Genomic DNA, 16277 nt, shown 5'->3' with positions numbered 1-16277 from the left:
GCCGGCCTCCTACCGGTAGCTGAGCAGCCGCGCGTTCTCGCCTTCGAGATGCGGATGCTCGTTGAAGGACAACAGGTTCACGCCGCCGCGGCCGGAAGTCAGTTTCGTGATGCCGGTGTTCACGGTGACGCGGTTCAGCTTCAGCAGCCCAGGTCCTGGCGTGCCCAGCAACGATCCGGCGACCGCGCCCAGCACACCGCCGGAGGTGAACACGAGCCCGTTCTCGCCCTTGCCCAGCGAACCGGCCAGCTCGGCCAGCGCCGCCGTGCAGCGGCCGAGGAAAGCAGGCCAGCTTTCCGTGCACGGGCCGCTGTCGCCGGAGTCGACCCACTCGGTCAGCGCGGCGTCCAGCAACCGCTGGTACTCGCGCGAATCCTGTTGCGGCGCACCGCCCGCGTGGTGCGCGGCGATGTCGACGTGGTCGTATTCGTTCCAGCGTTCGTCCTCGACCACCGGCACGTCGCAGCCGAGGGCCTTCAACGCCGTCGCCGCCGTGTCCCGCTGACGGGCCAGCGTTCCCGAGCGCACCTGCGCGAACTCGACGCCGCGCCGTTTCAGCTCCGCGCCGAGCACTGTGGACTGTTCGAACCCCAGCGGCGACAACGCGTCGTAATCCGCCGCCCCGAACGACGCCTGGCCGTGCCGGATCAGGTAAATCGCACCCATTTATGCCGTCCCGTCAGGAAAACATCCGCAGCAACCGGCCAGGAGCCAAGCGTACCGCGAGACTCAGCGGCACCCAGGGCCACGAAGGCACGTACGCGCGCTTCGGTTCCGCTTCGATCGCCTTGACCAGCGCGTGCGCACCGGCTTCGGCCGACACCATCAGCGGATTGCGTTTGGTCGAGCGAGCGGTCATCTCGGAGCTGATGTAGCCGGGCCGCACGTCGGTGACCGTGACGCCGTGGCTGCTCAGCTCAAGCCGCGCACCGTCGGCGAACGCGGAGATCCCGGCCTTCGACGCGGAGTACGCGGTGAGGTTCCGGGGAAAACCGCGCAGCGCCATGAACGACGAGATCACCGCGAGATGCCCGTCGCGCTGCTCGCGGAAGATGCCCGCCGCCGCCTCGATCTGGGCCACCGCGCCGACGAGATTGGTCTCAAGGGTCTGCCGGTTGGCGTCGAACCGGCCCGCGCCGACCGGCTGCCCCTTGCCGAGCCCGGCGTTGACGATCACGCGGTCGAGCCTGCCGAGTTCCGCCCGGAATTCCCCGAACACCTGGAAGACGCGGTCGTGGTCGGTGACGTCGAGCGCGCGCGTGCCGACGGTGATCCCCGGGTACGCGGCACGCAGCTGCGCGGCCAGGTCGTCGAGCCGGTCGGTGCGCCGGGCGCACAGCGCGAGATTGCGGCCGCGAGCGGCGAACTGCCGGGCCATTCCCTCGCCGAGACCGGAGCTGGCTCCGGTGATCAGGATGTTCTGCCGCAAGACCATGCCTGGAGCCTACCCGCTGGTAACCGCACCTGCGGCCCGTGTGACCCCGTCGAAGACCCGAGATGAAGCCGAAGGAGTTTCGCACTTGTCCCGGTGCCGCCCGGTGCGGCGGCAGCCATGCGGATCCGGCGCGGATGACCGGTGGCCCGGCCTCTGGGGGCATGCCGGGCCACCGGTTCCGGGCGCGGCCGCCGGCCGGGCGCGGGGCGCGGTCCGCGCTGCCGGGGCCGAGGCTCCGGACGCGCCGGGGGCGGCGCGTTCCGTCCTGGCCATGGAAGCGCGACCGCGCAGGTCACGGCAATGGTTCCCAGTTGCCAGTACTAGCCCGTTCGTCCGAATGGCACGGCGGTACAACCTGGCCGGGCGGCTGCTACCGTGCCTGTGTCGGGCTCGGCACGGTCGGTTACCAGCGGGGGCGGGCGGCGGGACATGACGCAGCGGCATGCGGACCACGCCGGTCCGGACACCGACGGAGGTGCCCGGACCGCGTTCGCGAGCGCGCTGCGCGCCGCGATCGGAGCGAGCGGGCTTTCCCTGGACCGGATCCAGGCACGGCTGCGCGCGCGAGGCGCGACGGTCAGCGTCACCGCACTCAGCTACTGGCAATCGGGCAAACGCCAGCCGGAACGAGCCGGATCGCTCTCGGCGGTGCGGGTGCTGGAGGAAATCCTCGGCGTCCCCGACGGCGCGCTGCTCGGTTTGCTGCCGCCGCCCCGTCCGCGCGGCGCGAGCAGACGCGACCGGGCGGGCGAGGAACCGGTCACCTTCACCCGCGAGATCCTGCAGCCGCTGCTGGAACGCGTCGGCGCGCCCGACGCGCTGGACCAGCAGCACCAGCTGAAGCTGATCGGCCTGCACGACCGCTGTGACATCGCGGCCGACGGCGGCCAGCTCGCGGTCACCTCGCGCGCGGTGTTCCAGTCCGGTGCGGACGGTCAGGACCGCTGGCTGCTGGTGTACGCACAGGGTGACGCGACGGCGGTGCCCGACTTGCGGCCAGTGCGCAACTGCCGCGTCGGCCGCGCCGAAGTGGACGACGACCACGGCATCCTGGTGGCCGAACTGCTCTTCGACCGCGCGCTGGAACGCGGCGAGACGCACCTCATCGAATACACCCTGCGCAACTCGGGGCCGCCGTATCCGCAATGCCGGGCCACGCACTATCGGGAATTCCGCCGCCCGGTCCGCGAGTACCTGCTGGAGATCCGCTTCGACCCGATCGCGGTGCCCGCCCGGTGCTGGCAGTACGCGAACGCCACCGACGAAGCACCCGCACGGCGCCGGCTCCGGCTCGACAGCGGCAACGGCGTGCACGCGATCGCACTGGACTTCGGGCCGGGGATCTTCGGCATCGGCTGGGGTCCGTGAGCCTGGCAGCCGAGGCGCGGGAGCTGACCGTTCTGGTCGACACGCAGCGGTGGCGCGAGACGGTGCTGGACTCGGTGTGCCTCGCGGTGCCAGCGGGGCGGGTCACCGCGTTGCTCGGCGAATCCGGGTGCGGCAAATCCATGGTCGCGGCGGCGTTGACGGGCTCGCTTCCTTCGGTTGCGCGCAGCACCGGGGAGGTACGCGTTCACGGCACCGTCGGCCTGGTGCCGCAGGCCGGGGCCACGGCGTTCGCCGCGGAGCGAACCGTCGGCGCGCAGCTGGACGAGCGTCAGCAGCTTTTTCGAGGCCGCAGCGTCGAGGACGCCTGCAAGGCAGCGATCTATCCCGTGGAGACGCTGGATCTCTTGCCGCATCAGCATTCCGGCGGGCAGATCCAGCGGGCCGCGCTCGCGGCGGCCTTGCTGTCCGAACCGGATTTGCTCGTGGTGGACGAACCCAGCGCCTCCCTCGACCGAGGCACCGCCTACGAGGTGTGGGCCAGCCTGCGCACTTACGCCGGCACCGGTGCCGGCGTGCTGGCCATTACCCACGACGGCGCCCTGCTGACGGAGACCGGGGTCGCCGACGCGATGGTGTTCCTGCGCGACGGCCGTACCATCGCCGCCGGGTCCCCCGCCGAAATCCACGCCCTCGCAGATCCCTACGTGCGGGGCTTCTTCCCCTGACCGCGCTCAGCCCAGCTTGGTCCGCAACACCTTCCCGGTCGCGTTGCGCGGCAACTCGTCCAGGAACTCCACATCCCGCGGCACCTTGTAGCGCGCCAGATTCGCCTTCACGTACTCGCGCACGCCGTCCTCGTCGAGCGTCGAGCCCTCGGTCCGCACCACGAACGCCTTGAGCCGCGCGCCGAAGTCCTGGTCCTCGACTCCGACCACCGCCGCCTCAAGGACGTCATCACGCTCCACCAAGAGGTTCTCCACCTCGATCGGGAACACGTTCTCGCCGCCGGAGACGATCATTTCGTCGTCGCGGCCGTCGATGAACAGCAGGCCGTCCTCGTCGAAGTGGCCGACGTCGCCGCTGGAGAGCAGGCCGTCGATGATCTCCTTGTTGCGGCCGTCGGTGTAGCCGCCGAAGCTGAGCCCGCTGCCGACGAACACTCGCCCGGTCACGTGCGGCTCGGTGATCTTGGCGCCGCGTTCGTCGTACAGCGCGACGCGACAGCCGACCGGCGCACGGCCGACCGTGCCCGGCGCGCGTTTCCAGTCCTCCGGCGTCGCGACCGTCGCCACTGCGACTTCCGTGGAGCCGTACAGGTTGTGCACCACGTCGCCGAATTCCTCGTTCGCCCGGTTGCCGAGATCCGGCGAAAGGGCGGCCCCGGCGACGAAGACGATCCGCAGGCACGAGGTGTCGTAACGGTCGCGGACTTCCTTCGGCAGGTCGACGATCCGCTGCAGCATCGTCGGCACCAGCACGAGCGCGGTGCAGCGGTGCGCGGCGACGCCTTTCAGCGTGGCCTCCGGGTCGAACTTCCGGCGCATCACCACCGTGCAGCCGAGCGCGAAGCTGAGGATGAACTGCGACAGCCCGGTGCCGTGGAACAGCGGCGCGCCCAGGTAAGTCGCCTCGCCGGCGCGCAGCGGGATGCGGTCCAGGAACTGCGCCGACGCCAGCGGGGACGTGTGCGGGCGCGGCGCGCCCTTGGGGGTGCCGGTGGTGCCGCTGGTGAGCAGCACGAAGCCGCCGGGCTTGACGGGCGCGGGCAGCGGGCGGTCGTCGGTGCTGGCGATGATCTCGGCGAGCACCGGGATCTCGTGCCCGCCCGGTTCGTCCACCCAGGCCAGATAGCGGTCGACTTTGCCGGCGCTGTCGTCGATCGCGTCGAGCAGGCCGGTGAACTCCTGGTCGTAGACGAGCGCGGTGACGCCCTCGCGCTTGGCGACGTCGGCGAACTGCGGTGTGGCGAACCCGGTGTTCATCAGCAGCAGCCGCGCGCCGAGCTTGCCCGAGGCGGCCATCGTGAGCACGAGCCCGCGGTGGTCGCGGCACAGCGCGGCGATCACCGAACCGGGCCCGAGTCCGCGCTGCGACCAGGCGCGGGCCAGCGCGTTGGACTGGTCGTCGAGCTGCTTGAAGGTGAGCGGGCCGAGGTCGTCGACGATCCCGACGGCCGTCGCGTCGCGCCGGGCCGCGATGTGGTTCGCGCCGGCGAACGGGCCGTACTTGCGGATCGCGACGAGGGACCGCAGGCCCTCGTCGAGCCGGGGAAACGGCACCAGCCCGGCGCGGCGCATCACCTCGACGCTGCGCACGGTCTCGGTCAGCTTGCCTGCCACCTGGCCGGCCAGCTCGGCCACACTCATCCGGGCACCTCCATTGCTGCGGCGGGAGCGCCCACGCCGACGGCCTCCGTACCGCCGGTATGGGAGTTACTCGACAGTAAAGCAAGGCCCGGCCGCGCACCAGTGCCCGGCCGGGGAGGAAATCTCCGGCACCGGTCACGGACCGTCCGTGACGGACCCCTTGAGGGAATCCGAGTCCGTCAAGGAGCCCTTCACGGACCGTCCCGGCACCCGGTGCGCGGAAATTGTCGGTGCCGGTCCGCACAATGTGACGGTGCAGGTGATCACCGGCCGGGAGGAGGACTCCGGCTACACGATCGAGGGCCCCTCGGGGACCCTCCGCGGGCTTTCGCGCGCCGACTGGGCCGACGAGGTGCGCCGGCTCGAGGCGGCCGAAAGCCCGCGCTGGGTGCTGCCCTCGGCCGAGGAGAGCTATCCCACGCTGATCGAGGCCGGCGTGCGGCTGGGCCGGTGCTACGACCTCTCGCTCGCCGAAGGACTGCTGCTCGCCTACGAGGGCAGGGAGGGCGAATCGCGCAGTTTGCGGGCAGCGTGGGCGCGGGCGAACGGGGAAGAACCGCCCGACGACGGCCCGGCCTTCGGCGAAGACGCGCAGCCGACCCTGTTCTCCCCGCGCGGCCCTGGCCTGCCGCCGGGAGTCACCGTCGTCGCCGCGGCCCGGCGGGTGCTGGCCGCCCAAGAGAAACGCATCGCCGCCACCGAGGCCCCCGCGCGGATGCGGCTGCTGCTCGCGGCCGAATCGGCCAGCGCGCTGGCCGCCGCGGAAATCTCCGCCGCCGGGCTGCCCTGGCGCGCCGACCGGCACCTGCAGTTGCTGGAAGAACGTCTGGGACCGCGCGTACCCGCTGGTCAACGCCCGAAAGCTCTCGTCGAGCTCGCCGCGAAAATCTCCGCGGCACTCGGCGGACGGCCGGTCAATCCCGACTCTTCGGCCAGCGTCGTCCGCGCACTGGCCAGGGAGGGCATCGAAGTCCCGGCGGCGCGGAAGTACCTGCTGCAGGACATCGACCATCCCGCGGTCGCGCCGCTGCTGGAGTACAAGGAACTGTCGCGGCTGCACTCGGCCAACGGCTGGGCGTGGCTGGACGAATGGGTCTCCGAGGGACGTTTCCGGCCGCACTACGTGGTCGGCGGCGTGGTGTCCGGCCGCTGGGCCACCAGGGGCGGCGGGGCGCTGCAGATCCCGCGCGCGCTGCGCTCGTGCGCGTCCGCGGATCCAGGCTGGAAACTCGTCGTCGCCGACGGGGCGCAACTGGAGCCGCGCGTCCTCACCGCCCTGTCCGGCGACCGCCGGCTGGCCGAAGTCGCCGCGGCCACCGATCTGTACGCCCGGCTGGCCGAAGCGCTGTTCTCCGGCACCCGCTACGTACCGCTCCGCCCCGGAGACACGCGAGACGACCGTTCCCGCGCGAAGATCGCCATGCTGTCCGCGATGTACGGCGGCACCTCCGGCGAGGCCGGTCCGCTGCTTGCGTTGCTGCGCCAGCGTTTCCCGGACGCAGTGTCCTATGTGGAACACGCCGCCGCGGCGGGCGAACGGGGCGAACGGGTCCGGTCGCGGCTGGGCCGTACTTCTCCGGCTCCGTCTGCCGCTTGGCGTGCCTTGACCGGCGGACTCACCGAGGACGAGGCGACGGAAACTCGCGCGCGGCGGGCATCGCGCAGCTGGGGACGGTTCACACGGAACTTCGTGGTGCAGGCGAGCGCGGCCGACCTGACGGCGGTCCTGCTGGCCACTTTGCGCGGCCGGCTGCCCGAACCGGCGCATCTGGTGTTCTTCCTGCACGACGAGGTGATCGTGCACGCGCCCGCGGAGCTGGCGGACGAGGTCGCGGCCATCGTGGAGTCGGCGATCCAGGAGGCGGCCCGGCTGGTCTTCGGGGAGGCGTGTCCGGTGCGATTTCCCATGGCCGCGAAATCGGTGGACAATTATGCGGAGGCGAAGTGATCAGCTGACTCAGCTTTCCCCTCAACCACCTGGGTGACGCCGGTAAATCCGTTTGGCGGAGCGCGGTGTTGCCGTCGGTGGTGCGCACCGCGGCGCATTCCACCGCAAAGGCGCTATCCATCAGGAGCCGATGATCAGTACCTTCGTGCTCCATGGCGGGGAGAAAAAGGAAGAAGAAAATCGGCAGCCTCTGGAGCTTTCTGGCTTTCATCGCGGTCATCGCTCTGTGGGCGGTCCCGGCGATCGGGCCGGGCGCCATCGCGATCCTGTCGGCTTTCGTAGTGCTGTACGGCCTCTTTCAGGCACCGACCTGGTGTTGCGCGCCTACCCGGGCAAACGAGTTCTGCCGCAACAACGCCAACGGAATCCTCCTCGGGTGCCATATCCGGCAGCACAAATGGCAGAAGCTCACGATGGCGTTCAAGGAGCAAGCACCGGCGAAAGCGCTCCGGAGAATGCTCGGCAACGTGAACGGAGTGGCGGCTTCGCTGTCCGCCGTCGCGGGCACGGTTTCAGCCAGCGCCGCCACCGTCACGCTCCTGGTGAAATGATCCTCAGGCGAGCGCCTCGTCCAACGCCTTAGTGATCCTCTTCAACGACACCGGACGCGCCGTCCCCAGTGTCTGCGCGAAGAAGCTCACCCGGAGCTCCTCGATCATCCACCGCACCTCTGCCAGCGCGGGCGACGAAGTCCCCGGCGGCAACGTGGCCACCGCGTCCTCGTACTCCTTCGTGATCCACGCGACGTCAGCCATCCGCTGCAGGTCCCGCGTCTGCTCCAGCGGCAGCTTCTCCAGCCGGCGCTCGATGCCGCGCAAGTACCGGACCACGTTCGGCAACCGATCGGCTCCGGTCTCCGTCACGAAGCCCTTGTGCACCAAACCGTCCAGCTGACGGCGGATGTCCGCCAGCGACTCGGCCGGGCCGCGGGTGTCAGCCAGGCGCGTTTCGACGTCGATGGCCGCCCGCAGGATCCGCTCGACCTCCGTCAGCACCTCCAGCACCTTCGGGTTCAACCCCGCCCGCACCTTCTCCAGCAGGGCGGCGAAACCCGCCTCGTCCCAGGCCGGGCCGCCCGCTGCGGCCATCAGCGCGTCGACCGCGCAGTCGACGCAATCCTCCAGCAAGCCCGCGACACTGCCGTGCGGGTTGCGGTTCAGCACGAGCTTCGAGGAGTTCGACAGCGACCGCGTAATGAACTTCATCGGCGAGTTCAAGTTCAGCCGCAGCATCCGCCTCGTGCCGGACCACATCGCGTGGTGCTGTTCGGCAGGCGTGTCGAGCAGCCGAACGGCCACCGACGCGCCCTCGTCGACCAGCGCCGGATACGCCTTCACATCGTGGCCGCGCCGGGTCGACGCGAACACCTTCGGCAGCTCGCCGAACGACGGCTGCACCAGCCCGGCCTTCTCAATGCTGTTGGCAGCCTTGGAAATCGTCTCCCGCACCCGCGGCGCGAGACGGCGCTTCAGCTCGTCGAGGTCCTTGCCCTCGGCCACCCGCTTGCCGCGCTCGTCCACCACGCGGAAGGTGATCCGGAGGTGGTCCGGCACCGCCGAGAGGTCCCACGCCGAATGCGGGATGTCGATGCCGCGCATGGCGTGCAGCTCGTCGCCGAGGATGTCGGGCAGCGGACCGTCCGAAGGGGACATTCGCGTCAACGCGTCGGCAGCCGTGTCCGGAGCCGGGACGAAGTTGCGCCGCAACGTTTTCGGCAGCGACTTGATCAGCTGCGTCGCCAGTTCGCCGCGCAGTCCGGGCACCTGCCAGTCGAAACCGTCCGGCGTCACCTGGTTCAGCACCGGCAGCGGGATGTGCACGGTCACGCCGTCCGCGTCCGCGCCGGGTTCGAACTGGTAGGTCAGCTTGAAAACGTGCGTGCCCTGCGTCCACGAGTCCGGGTAGTCCGATTCACGGACCGCGCCCGCGATCTCGTTGATGAGCATGGACTTCTCGAACGACAGCAGGTCCGGCTCGGTTCGCCGCGTCTTCTTCCACCAGCTGTCGAAGTGCCGCACGGACACGATGTCCTCGGGCACGCGCGCGTCGTAGAACTCGTACAGCGTCTGGTCGTCCACCAGGATGTCGCGCCGGCGGGCGCGGTTCTCCAGGTCCTCGACCTCGTCCAGCAGCGCGCGGTTCTCGGCGAAGAACCGGTGGTTCGTATGCCAGTCGCCCTCGACCAGCGCGTGCCGGATGAACATCGCGCGCGAGATCTCCGGGTCGATCCGGCCGTAGTTCACCCGCCGGTCGGCGACCAGCGGCACGCCGTACAGCGTCACCTTCTCGGTCGCCATCACCGCGCCCTGTTTGCGCTCCCAGTGCGGCTCCGAATACGAGCGCTTCACGACGTGCTGCGCGAGCGGTTCGACCCACTCCGGCTCGATCCGCGCGTTGACCCGGCCCCACAGCCGCGACGTCTCCACCAGTTCCGCCGACATCACCCAGCGCGGCTGCTTCTTGAACAGCGCCGAACCGGGGAACACCGAGAACCGGGCCCCACGCGCGCCGAGGTAGTCGCCCTTCGCCGGGTCCTTGAGCCCGATGTGCGACAGCAGCCCGGAAATCAGCGCCGTGTGCACGTGCTGCGGTTCGGCGGGCGTGGTGGCGAGCGTGATGCCGAGCGGTTTGGCGAGCTGGCGCAGCTGGCCGAAGATGTCCTGCCACTCGCGGATCCGCAGGTAGTTCAGGTACTCGGTGCGGCACATCCGGCGGAACTGGTTGCCGGTCAGCGTCTTCTGCTGTTCGCTGACGTACTCCCACAGCTTGAGATAGGAGAGGAAGTCCGACGTCGGATCGGCGAACCGGGCGTGCTGCGCGTCGGCGGCCTGCTGTTTCTCCGCGGGCCGTTCGCGCGGGTCCTGAATGGACAGTGCGGCGGCGATGATCATCACCTCGCGCACGCAGCCGTTCTGCGCGGCCTCCAGCACCATCCGGCCCATCCGCGGGTCCACCGGCAGCAGCGCGAGCTTCCGGCCGACTTCGGTGAGCTTCGAGGAATCGCCGGTCTCGAACGCGCCGAGTTCCTGGAGCAGCTGCACGCCGTCAGTGACCTGGCGGCGGTCCGGCGGCTCGACGAACGGGAACGCGTTCATGTCGCCGAGGCCGAGCGAAGTCATCTGCAGGATGACCGACGCCAGGTTCGTCCGCAGGATCTCCGGATCGGTGAACTCCGGCCGCGATTCGAAGTCTTCCTCGGAGTACAGCCGGATGCAGATGCCGTCCGAGGTACGCCCGCACCGGCCCTTGCGCTGGTTCGCCGACGCCTGCGAAACCGCCTCGATGGGCAGCCGCTGCACCTTCGTGCGGTGGCTGTAGCGCGAGATGCGCGCGGTGCCCGGGTCGATCACGTACTTGATCCCGGGCACGGTCAGCGACGTCTCGGCGACGTTCGTGGCCAGCACGACCCGCCGTCCGGTGTGCCGCTGGAACACGCGGTGCTGATCAGCCGCGGACAGCCGCGCGTACAGCGGCAGCACCTCGGTGTTCGGCAGCTCCAGCCGGTTCAGCACGTCCGCGGTGTCGCGGATTTCGCGTTCGCCGGAGAGGAACACGAGGATGTCGCCGGGGCCCTCGCCGGACAGCTCCCGCACCGCCTCGGCGATCGCCTGCGTCTGGTCGCGGTCCGGGTCGCCCTCGGGCTCGTCCGGGTCCGCCAGCGGGCGGTAGCGCACCTCGACCGGGTAAGTCCGGCCGGAGACCTCGACGATCGGCGCGTCGGCGAAATGCCGCGAGAACCGCTCCGGGTCGATGGTCGCCGAGGTGATGATCACCTTCAGGTCGGGACGGCGCGGCAGCAGCTGCTTGAGGTAGCCGAGGATGAAGTCGATGTTGAGACTGCGCTCGTGCGCCTCGTCGATGATCAGCGTGTCGTACTGGCGCAGCATCCGGTCGGTCTGGATCTCGGCCAGCAGAATGCCGTCGGTCATCAGCTTGACCAGGGTGTCCTGGCCGGACTGGTCGGTGAACCGGACCTTGTAGCCGACCGTGTCGCCCAGTTCGGTCTTCAGCTCGCTGGCGATCCGGTCGGCGACCGTGCGCGCGGCCAGCCGGCGCGGCTGGGTGTGCCCGATCTGCCCGCGCACGCCGCGGCCCAGCTCCAGGCAGATCTTCGGCAGCTGGGTGGTCTTGCCCGACCCGGTCTCCCCCGCGACGATCACCACCTGGTGATCACGGATCGCGTCGCCGATCTCATCCTTGAGCCTGCTGACCGGCAACTCGGCGGGGTACTCGATCTTCGGCACGCTTTCGCGGCGCTGCTGCACGCGCAGCAGCGCCGTTTCCACGTCGGCGGCGATGCGCTCGGCAGTCTGCTGCTTGTCGCGAGACCGGCGCGCGCCGTCGAGACGACGGCGGAGCCGGTGCTCGTCGCGCAGCATCAATTCGGGCAGCTGGGCGCGCAGCTCTGCGAAGGGGGCTGGAGTGGACATACTTGGACCAAGGATAGCCGTGCGTGACCGCCGTGGCTTCCGAATATGCCGGGAGCGACAGCCCGGTGTCCCCGGCTCACGGCACCGGCACCGGGCGCGGCCGCACGAGCTTGGCCGGAAGCAGCCAGGTCAGCCGGTCCGAACGGAGCACGGCGAGCGGTCCGATCACGGCCAGCAGCAGCACGTATCCGGCAACGAACGGGGCCACCCGCGAGTCGAGCCCGGCAGTGGTCGCCATCGCCGCCAGGACCAGCGAGAACTCGCCCCGGGTGAGCACGGTCAGCCCGATGTTCACGCCTTCCTGCCGGTCGAAGCCGTGCAACCGGGCGGCGAACGCGCCAGCACCGAGGTTCAGCACCAGCGTCAGCGCGACTGCGGCGAGCACCGGGAGGACGACCGTGCCGACCGCGCCCGGGTCGATCGACAGCCCGAAGATGAAGAAGAACAACGCGCCGAACGCGTCCCGCAACGGCAGCACCAGCTTGTGCACCCGCGGCGCGACCTTGGAATTGCCGAGCATCATGCCGACCATGAACGCGCCGATCGCGTCGGACACGCCCACCTCCTCGGCCGCCGCGGCACCGAGCACGGCCACGCCGACGAAGCAGACGGTGAGCAGTTCGTCGTCCGCCGAACCGAAGAGCCGCGACACCAGCCGTCCGCCCCAGCGCGCCAGTGCGGCGAGTACGAGCAGGAAGCCGAACGCCTTGCCGAAGTCGGCTAGCGCCGCGCCGAAGCCGTCCGCGCCGCTGAGCACCGGCTGCAGCAACGCCAGGTACAACGCGAGGAAGAGGTCTTCCAGCACGATGATGCCCATGATGAGGCGGGATTCCCGGTTGTTCATCCGCCGGGTTTCCAGGAGCAGTTTGGTGACGATGGCCGAGGAGGAGATGCCGATCGCGCCGGCGATCACCAGCGCCTCGCGCGTGCCCCAGCCGAGCGCGAAGCCGAACGCGAGCCCGCCGCCGATGTTCAGCACGAGGTAGGCCAGCCCCGCCCAGGCGAGTCTGGCGCCGCCGCGAGCGAGGTCGTCGAGCGAGAACTCCAAGCCGAGATAGAAAAGCAGGAACACGAGGCCCAGCCCGGCGAGCACGCCGAACTCGGCCGGATCGTCCACAAGGGACAGTCCGGGGGTGTGCGGGCCGAAGACGAAACCGGCCAGCATGAACAGGGGAATCGTGGGCAGCCCGATCCGGGCGCCGACGCGGGCGAGGGCGCCGGCGGCGAGAAACGCGCCGCCGACGGCCAGCAAAGCATGACCGTTGCTCATGAAATCCTCTTAAGAGCCGGGTACAGGTGGCGAACGAGTACTCAGCGATCGGGAGGAGCCCGCGCCGCGGCGGGCGCGGGCGCGCGGTCCAGTTCGACCGGCGGCGCGGCGGAAAACGGGACGGTGCACCAGCCGGGCCGGGCGAGGCGGATCTCGCCGGGGGCGTCGGCGAGCGGCAGCGGATGCGCGGCGACGAGATGCGGGCCCTGTTCCTGGACCAGGGCGGGTTCGGGGTCGTGCGGACGCGGGCCGGCCGGCCCCGGACCGGGGACGGCCACCCCGAGCAGGAGCAGCGCGGCGAGTGCCACGACGAGGATGGACCGGTGCCGCGGCGCGGAAGCGGCGGCGGCAGTCGTCATCTCGGGGCGAGTTTACCATGTCTTTAACGTGTGCCGGGCACTCCACTTTGAGTCCATAGTGGACCGTTTGCTGCCGGATCCCGTGACCCGGTCCGCTTTTCGGCCTTCTCCAGGCAATCTTTGTTGTCCATAGTGGACCATCAAGGTCCATGTCCGGGAAACCTCGGCACATCCCTTGTCTCGCCGCTTCACGCTCGGTTATCGTCGCGCTACGCCACAGCAGTACCCGGAACCGGTCCGGCCGCCTTGCCTACGCACCGAGGAAAGGGACTCCCCTCATGCGCAAGACGATGCGGCCCACGCTGGTCGCCGGTCTCACGGCTGCCTCCACCGAGCTTCCGGCCCTCAGCCCCATGCCACCTCTCGATGCCCCCCAGCAGCTCCTCACCGTCACCACACACACCGCGTCCGCGTGGGACCACGCCGACTTCGGCTGGGCACGGGCACTCGGCCCGTACCCGGCCGAAGTCGGCGCGCAAAGAATCGGCGTTGCACGCGAAGGACTTTCCCGTACCCCGGCCGGAACCTGGCCGCTTACCGAAGCCTTCGGCATCGCCCCGAACCCCGGCACCCGGCTCCCCTACCGGCAAGTGACCACTTCGGACTGGTGGGTGTCCGATGCGCACTCCCCGCTCTACAACACGCATTACCGAGGCGTCGCAGGCCCGTTCGACGAAACCGCCGGAGAGAACCTCGGCGCGGCGGGTCCGGCGTACGCGCACGCCGTGGTGATCGACTACAACCGCTCGCCGGTCGTGCCCGGTGCCGGTTCGGCGTTCTTCCTGCACGTGGCCACCGGCGGACCGACCGCGGGCTGTGTCGCTCTGGCCCCCGAGGACCTCGTCGCCGTCCTTCGCTGGCTCGATCCCGCACGGAATCCCGTCATCGCGATAACTGATCGGCCGTCCGCGTGTTGATGACCCGGTCCGGCCCGATGCCCGCCTTTTCCGCGCGCGCACAGCCGTAAGCCTGCCAGTCCAGCTGGCCGGGCGCGTGCGCGTCGCTGTCGATCGCGAACTCACAGCCCAGCTCGACCGCCTGGCGCAGCAACCGCATCGGCGGGTCGAGCCGGTCCGGCCGCGAGTTGATCTCCACCGCCACGCCGTTCTCGCGGCAAGCGGTGAACACCTTTTCCGAGTTGAACTGCGACTCCGGCCTGCTGCGTCCGCCGACCAGCCGTCCGGTGCAGTGGCCCAGCACGCGGACGTGCGGGTTCTCGACGGCGGCCAGCATCCGCGGCGTCATCTCCCGCGCGGGCATCCGCAGTTTCGAGTGCACGCTCGCCACCACGAAGTCGAGCCGGTCCAGCAGCTTTCCGGTCTGGTCGAGCGCGCCGTCGTCGAGGATGTCGACCTCGATGCCGTGCAGCAGGCGAAACGGCGCCAGCTGCTCGTTCACCCGCGCGACCTCGTCCATCTGCGCCCGCAGCCGCTCTGGAGACAGGCCGCGCGCGACGGTCAGCCGCGGCGAATGGTCGGTGAGCACGATCCACTCGTGCCCCAGCTCGCGTGCCGTCTCAGCCATCTCGGCGATTGGACTGCCGCCGTCGGACCAGTCGGAGTGCGTGTGACAGTCGCCGCGAAGCGCGGTACGCAGCGCACCGCCGGATGGCAGCTTGCTTTCGGGCAGCTTCGCCGCGTACGCGGGCGTACGGTCGTGCCACGCGTCCTCGATGACCCCAGCAGTGGCTTTGCCGATCCCCTTCAACGCCTGAAGCGTCTTCGCACCGACGCGCGACGACAGCTCGTCTTCGGAGAGCCGATCGACCACCGCGGCCGCCTGACGGAACGCGCGCACCCGGTAAGTCGGTTCACCGGCGCGCTCAAGCTGGAAGGCGATGTCGCGCAGCGCGCGGGCCGGGTCCATGACTCCTGTTTTACCCGCTCAGCCGCGCCGAGGCAGCTCGTGCAGCTCGACGCTGTCGAGACGCCCGTCGCGGATCTCGGCGGTCTGGTAGGTGCAGAACGGCTGCCGCCGCCGGTCAGTGGGCGAACCGGGGTTGAGCAGCCGCAGCCCGCCAGGCGTCACCGTGTCCCACGGAATGTGGCTGTGCCCGAAGATCAGCACGTCGACGTCCGGATACAACGCGTCGCAGCGGGCCGCACGACCTTTCGCGTCGCCGGTTTCGTGGACGACCGCCAGCCGGACGCCCTCCAGCGTCTCCCTGGCCACCTCCGGCAGGCGTTTCCGCAGCTCGGGGCCGTCGTTGTTGCCGTAAACGCCGATCAGCCGGGCGCTGCGGGCTTCAAGCGCGTCGAGAGTCTCGACGTCGACCCAGTCGCCCGCGTGCACCACGACGTCGGCCTTCGCGACTTCGTCCCAGACCTGCGCAGGCAGCTCCTTCGCCCGCTTCGGCAGGTGGGTGTCCGCGACAAGCAGCAACCGCACGCCGTCACTCCTCCCCGATCGCCTCAAGCACGTGGTCGAGGAACGCCGCGATGTGCGCGCGCAGCAGTTCGGCCGCGCCGTCCTCGTCGCCCTTCCTCGCGGCGGCGAGCACCGCCTTGTGCTCGTTCCATTCCTTGCGCCAGCTGGGATTCGCGTCCCAGCCGACCACGGTGATCAGCGCGGCGCGGTCGCGCAAGTCGTCCAGCATCGACACCATCAGCGGGTTGCCGCAGCCCGCGTACAACGCGCGGTGGAACCGCCGGTTCAGCAGGCTCAACGTGGTCTGGCCGGCATCCGCGGCCGACGCTTCCTTGAGGATCCGCGCGGCCTCGTCGAACGACGCGCGGTCCGCCGCTCGCACGGCGCGGCGCAGCGCTTCCGGTTCCAGCACCATCCGCACGTCGTAGACCGATCGCGCCAGCTCCGCGTCGACCACGCACACCGACGCTCCCTTGTACGGGCTGAACGTGACCAGCCCGGTGTTGGACAGCACCTTGAGCGCCTCGCGCACCGGTGTCTTCGACACCCCGAGCCGCGCGGCCAGCTCCGCCTCCACCAGCTGCTGGCCGGGCACCAGCTCGCGGGCGAGAATGCCGCGCCGGATCTCCTCCAGCACCACCTCGGTGCGGGAGGCGGGGAGGCTGAACGTGGACGGCATGCCGACCCTCCTGGCTTTCGCGCTCGTCCCCGCACATTCAACCAGGCGGGCGTCTCCGAGCGTCGACACGTACGATCATATATCAGATGCCATC

The 16277-nt window shown here is 70.0% G+C and carries 14 protein-coding genes; 5 read left to right on the top strand and 9 right to left on the bottom strand.

The features are described from left to right. Positions 1-9 precede the first annotated feature (9 nt). Positions 10-666: a histidine phosphatase family protein gene (locus A4R44_RS20265; RefSeq protein WP_067582850.1), complete on the bottom strand. Its 657-nt coding sequence runs from the start codon at positions 664-666 to the stop codon at positions 10-12. A 13-nt stretch (positions 667-679) separates the two neighbouring features. Then, on the bottom strand, positions 680-1435 hold the full coding sequence (locus tag A4R44_RS20260) for an SDR family oxidoreductase (protein WP_067582847.1): 756 nt from the start codon (positions 1433-1435) through the stop codon (positions 680-682). Positions 1436-1864: 429 nt separating this feature from the next. Between A4R44_RS20260 and A4R44_RS20255 the strand changes: the two genes are divergently transcribed. Further along, on the top strand, positions 1865-2803 hold the full coding sequence (locus A4R44_RS20255; protein WP_067582844.1) for a hypothetical protein: 939 nt from the start codon (positions 1865-1867) through the stop codon (positions 2801-2803). Then, complete coding sequence (locus tag A4R44_RS20250) at positions 2800-3489, top strand: ATP-binding cassette domain-containing protein (protein ID WP_232791685.1); 690 nt, start codon at positions 2800-2802, stop codon at positions 3487-3489. The genes A4R44_RS20255 and A4R44_RS20250 overlap by 4 nt, the downstream gene beginning before the upstream one ends. Positions 3490-3495: 6 nt before the next feature. On the opposite strand, the gene A4R44_RS20245 is transcribed toward A4R44_RS20250, so the two are convergent. Beyond that, the gene (locus A4R44_RS20245; RefSeq protein WP_067582841.1) at positions 3496-5130 is read right to left on the bottom strand and encodes an acyl-CoA synthetase; all 1635 of its coding nucleotides are present in this window, start codon (positions 5128-5130) and stop codon (positions 3496-3498) included. A 253-nt stretch (positions 5131-5383) separates the two neighbouring features. Between A4R44_RS20245 and A4R44_RS20240 the strand changes: the two genes are divergently transcribed. Beyond that, positions 5384-7078 carry a bifunctional 3'-5' exonuclease/DNA polymerase gene (locus A4R44_RS20240; RefSeq protein ID WP_067583025.1) on the top strand — a complete coding sequence of 565 codons (1695 nt, stop codon included), beginning with the start codon at positions 5384-5386 and terminating at the stop codon, positions 7076-7078. A 152-nt stretch (positions 7079-7230) separates the two neighbouring features. Next, entirely contained in the window at positions 7231-7629 is a 399-nt protein-coding gene (locus A4R44_RS20235; RefSeq protein WP_067582837.1) for a hypothetical protein, read from the top strand. A gap of 3 nt (positions 7630-7632) precedes the next feature. On the opposite strand, the gene hrpA is transcribed toward A4R44_RS20235, so the two are convergent. The 3 genes from hrpA to A4R44_RS20220 form a co-directional block, all read right to left on the bottom strand. Continuing rightward, positions 7633-11508 carry an ATP-dependent RNA helicase HrpA gene (hrpA, locus tag A4R44_RS20230; RefSeq protein WP_067582834.1) on the bottom strand — a complete coding sequence of 1292 codons (3876 nt, stop codon included), beginning with the start codon at positions 11506-11508 and terminating at the stop codon, positions 7633-7635. Positions 11509-11584: 76 nt separating this feature from the next. Further along, on the bottom strand, positions 11585-12778 hold the full coding sequence (locus tag A4R44_RS20225; RefSeq protein ID WP_067582831.1) for a cation:proton antiporter: 1194 nt from the start codon (positions 12776-12778) through the stop codon (positions 11585-11587). Positions 12779-12819: 41 nt separating this feature from the next. Then, on the bottom strand, positions 12820-13137 hold the full coding sequence (locus A4R44_RS20220; protein WP_067582828.1) for a hypothetical protein: 318 nt from the start codon (positions 13135-13137) through the stop codon (positions 12820-12822). Positions 13138-13415: 278 nt separating this feature from the next. On the opposite strand from A4R44_RS20220, the gene A4R44_RS20215 reads away from it, so the two are divergent. Then, a complete protein-coding gene (locus A4R44_RS20215) occupies positions 13416-14054 on the top strand; it encodes a L,D-transpeptidase (protein WP_232791684.1) in 639 nt (212 codons plus the stop codon). On the opposite strand, the gene A4R44_RS20210 is transcribed toward A4R44_RS20215, so the two are convergent. The 3 genes from A4R44_RS20210 to A4R44_RS20200 are packed head-to-tail and all read right to left on the bottom strand — an operon-like array spanning position 14020 to position 16183. Beyond that, entirely contained in the window at positions 14020-15003 is a 984-nt protein-coding gene (locus A4R44_RS20210; protein ID WP_067582825.1) for a PHP domain-containing protein, read from the bottom strand. The two genes, A4R44_RS20215 and A4R44_RS20210, sit on opposite strands and share 35 nt — an antisense overlap. Positions 15004-15021: 18 nt before the next feature. Further along, positions 15022-15525 carry a metallophosphoesterase gene (locus A4R44_RS20205; RefSeq protein WP_067582821.1) on the bottom strand — a complete coding sequence of 168 codons (504 nt, stop codon included), beginning with the start codon at positions 15523-15525 and terminating at the stop codon, positions 15022-15024. Between the two features lie 4 nt (positions 15526-15529). Continuing rightward, positions 15530-16183, bottom strand: coding sequence for a GntR family transcriptional regulator (locus A4R44_RS20200; protein ID WP_067582818.1), 654 nt, complete (start codon positions 16181-16183; stop codon positions 15530-15532). Between the last annotated feature and the right edge of the window lie 94 nt (positions 16184-16277).

The sequence above is a fragment of the Amycolatopsis sp. M39 genome (genome assembly GCF_001651785.1).
Lineage (GTDB): Bacteria > Actinomycetota > Actinomycetes > Mycobacteriales > Pseudonocardiaceae > Amycolatopsis > Amycolatopsis rubida.
This window is presented reverse-complemented; position numbering and strand designations above follow the sequence as displayed.

Coding starts and splice junctions, on each gene's coding strand:
- A4R44_RS20265 (WP_067582850.1), bottom strand. CDS start 666: ATGGGTGCGATTTACCTGATCCGGCACGGCCAGGCGTCGTTCGGGGCG.
- A4R44_RS20260 (WP_067582847.1), bottom strand. CDS start 1,435: ATGGTCTTGCGGCAGAACATCCTGATCACCGGAGCCAGCTCCGGTCTC.
- A4R44_RS20255 (WP_067582844.1), top strand. CDS start 1,865: ATGACGCAGCGGCATGCGGACCACGCCGGTCCGGACACCGACGGAGGT.
- A4R44_RS20245 (WP_067582841.1), bottom strand. CDS start 5,130: ATGAGTGTGGCCGAGCTGGCCGGCCAGGTGGCAGGCAAGCTGACCGAG.
- A4R44_RS20235 (WP_067582837.1), top strand. CDS start 7,231: ATGGCGGGGAGAAAAAGGAAGAAGAAAATCGGCAGCCTCTGGAGCTTT.
- hrpA (WP_067582834.1), bottom strand. CDS start 11,508: ATGTCCACTCCAGCCCCCTTCGCAGAGCTGCGCGCCCAGCTGCCCGAA.
- A4R44_RS20225 (WP_067582831.1), bottom strand. CDS start 12,778: ATGAGCAACGGTCATGCTTTGCTGGCCGTCGGCGGCGCGTTTCTCGCC.
- A4R44_RS20220 (WP_067582828.1), bottom strand. CDS start 13,137: ATGACGACTGCCGCCGCCGCTTCCGCGCCGCGGCACCGGTCCATCCTC.
- A4R44_RS20215 (WP_232791684.1), top strand. CDS start 13,416: ATGCGCAAGACGATGCGGCCCACGCTGGTCGCCGGTCTCACGGCTGCC.
- A4R44_RS20210 (WP_067582825.1), bottom strand. CDS start 15,003: ATGGACCCGGCCCGCGCGCTGCGCGACATCGCCTTCCAGCTTGAGCGC.
- A4R44_RS20200 (WP_067582818.1), bottom strand. CDS start 16,183: ATGCCGTCCACGTTCAGCCTCCCCGCCTCCCGCACCGAGGTGGTGCTG.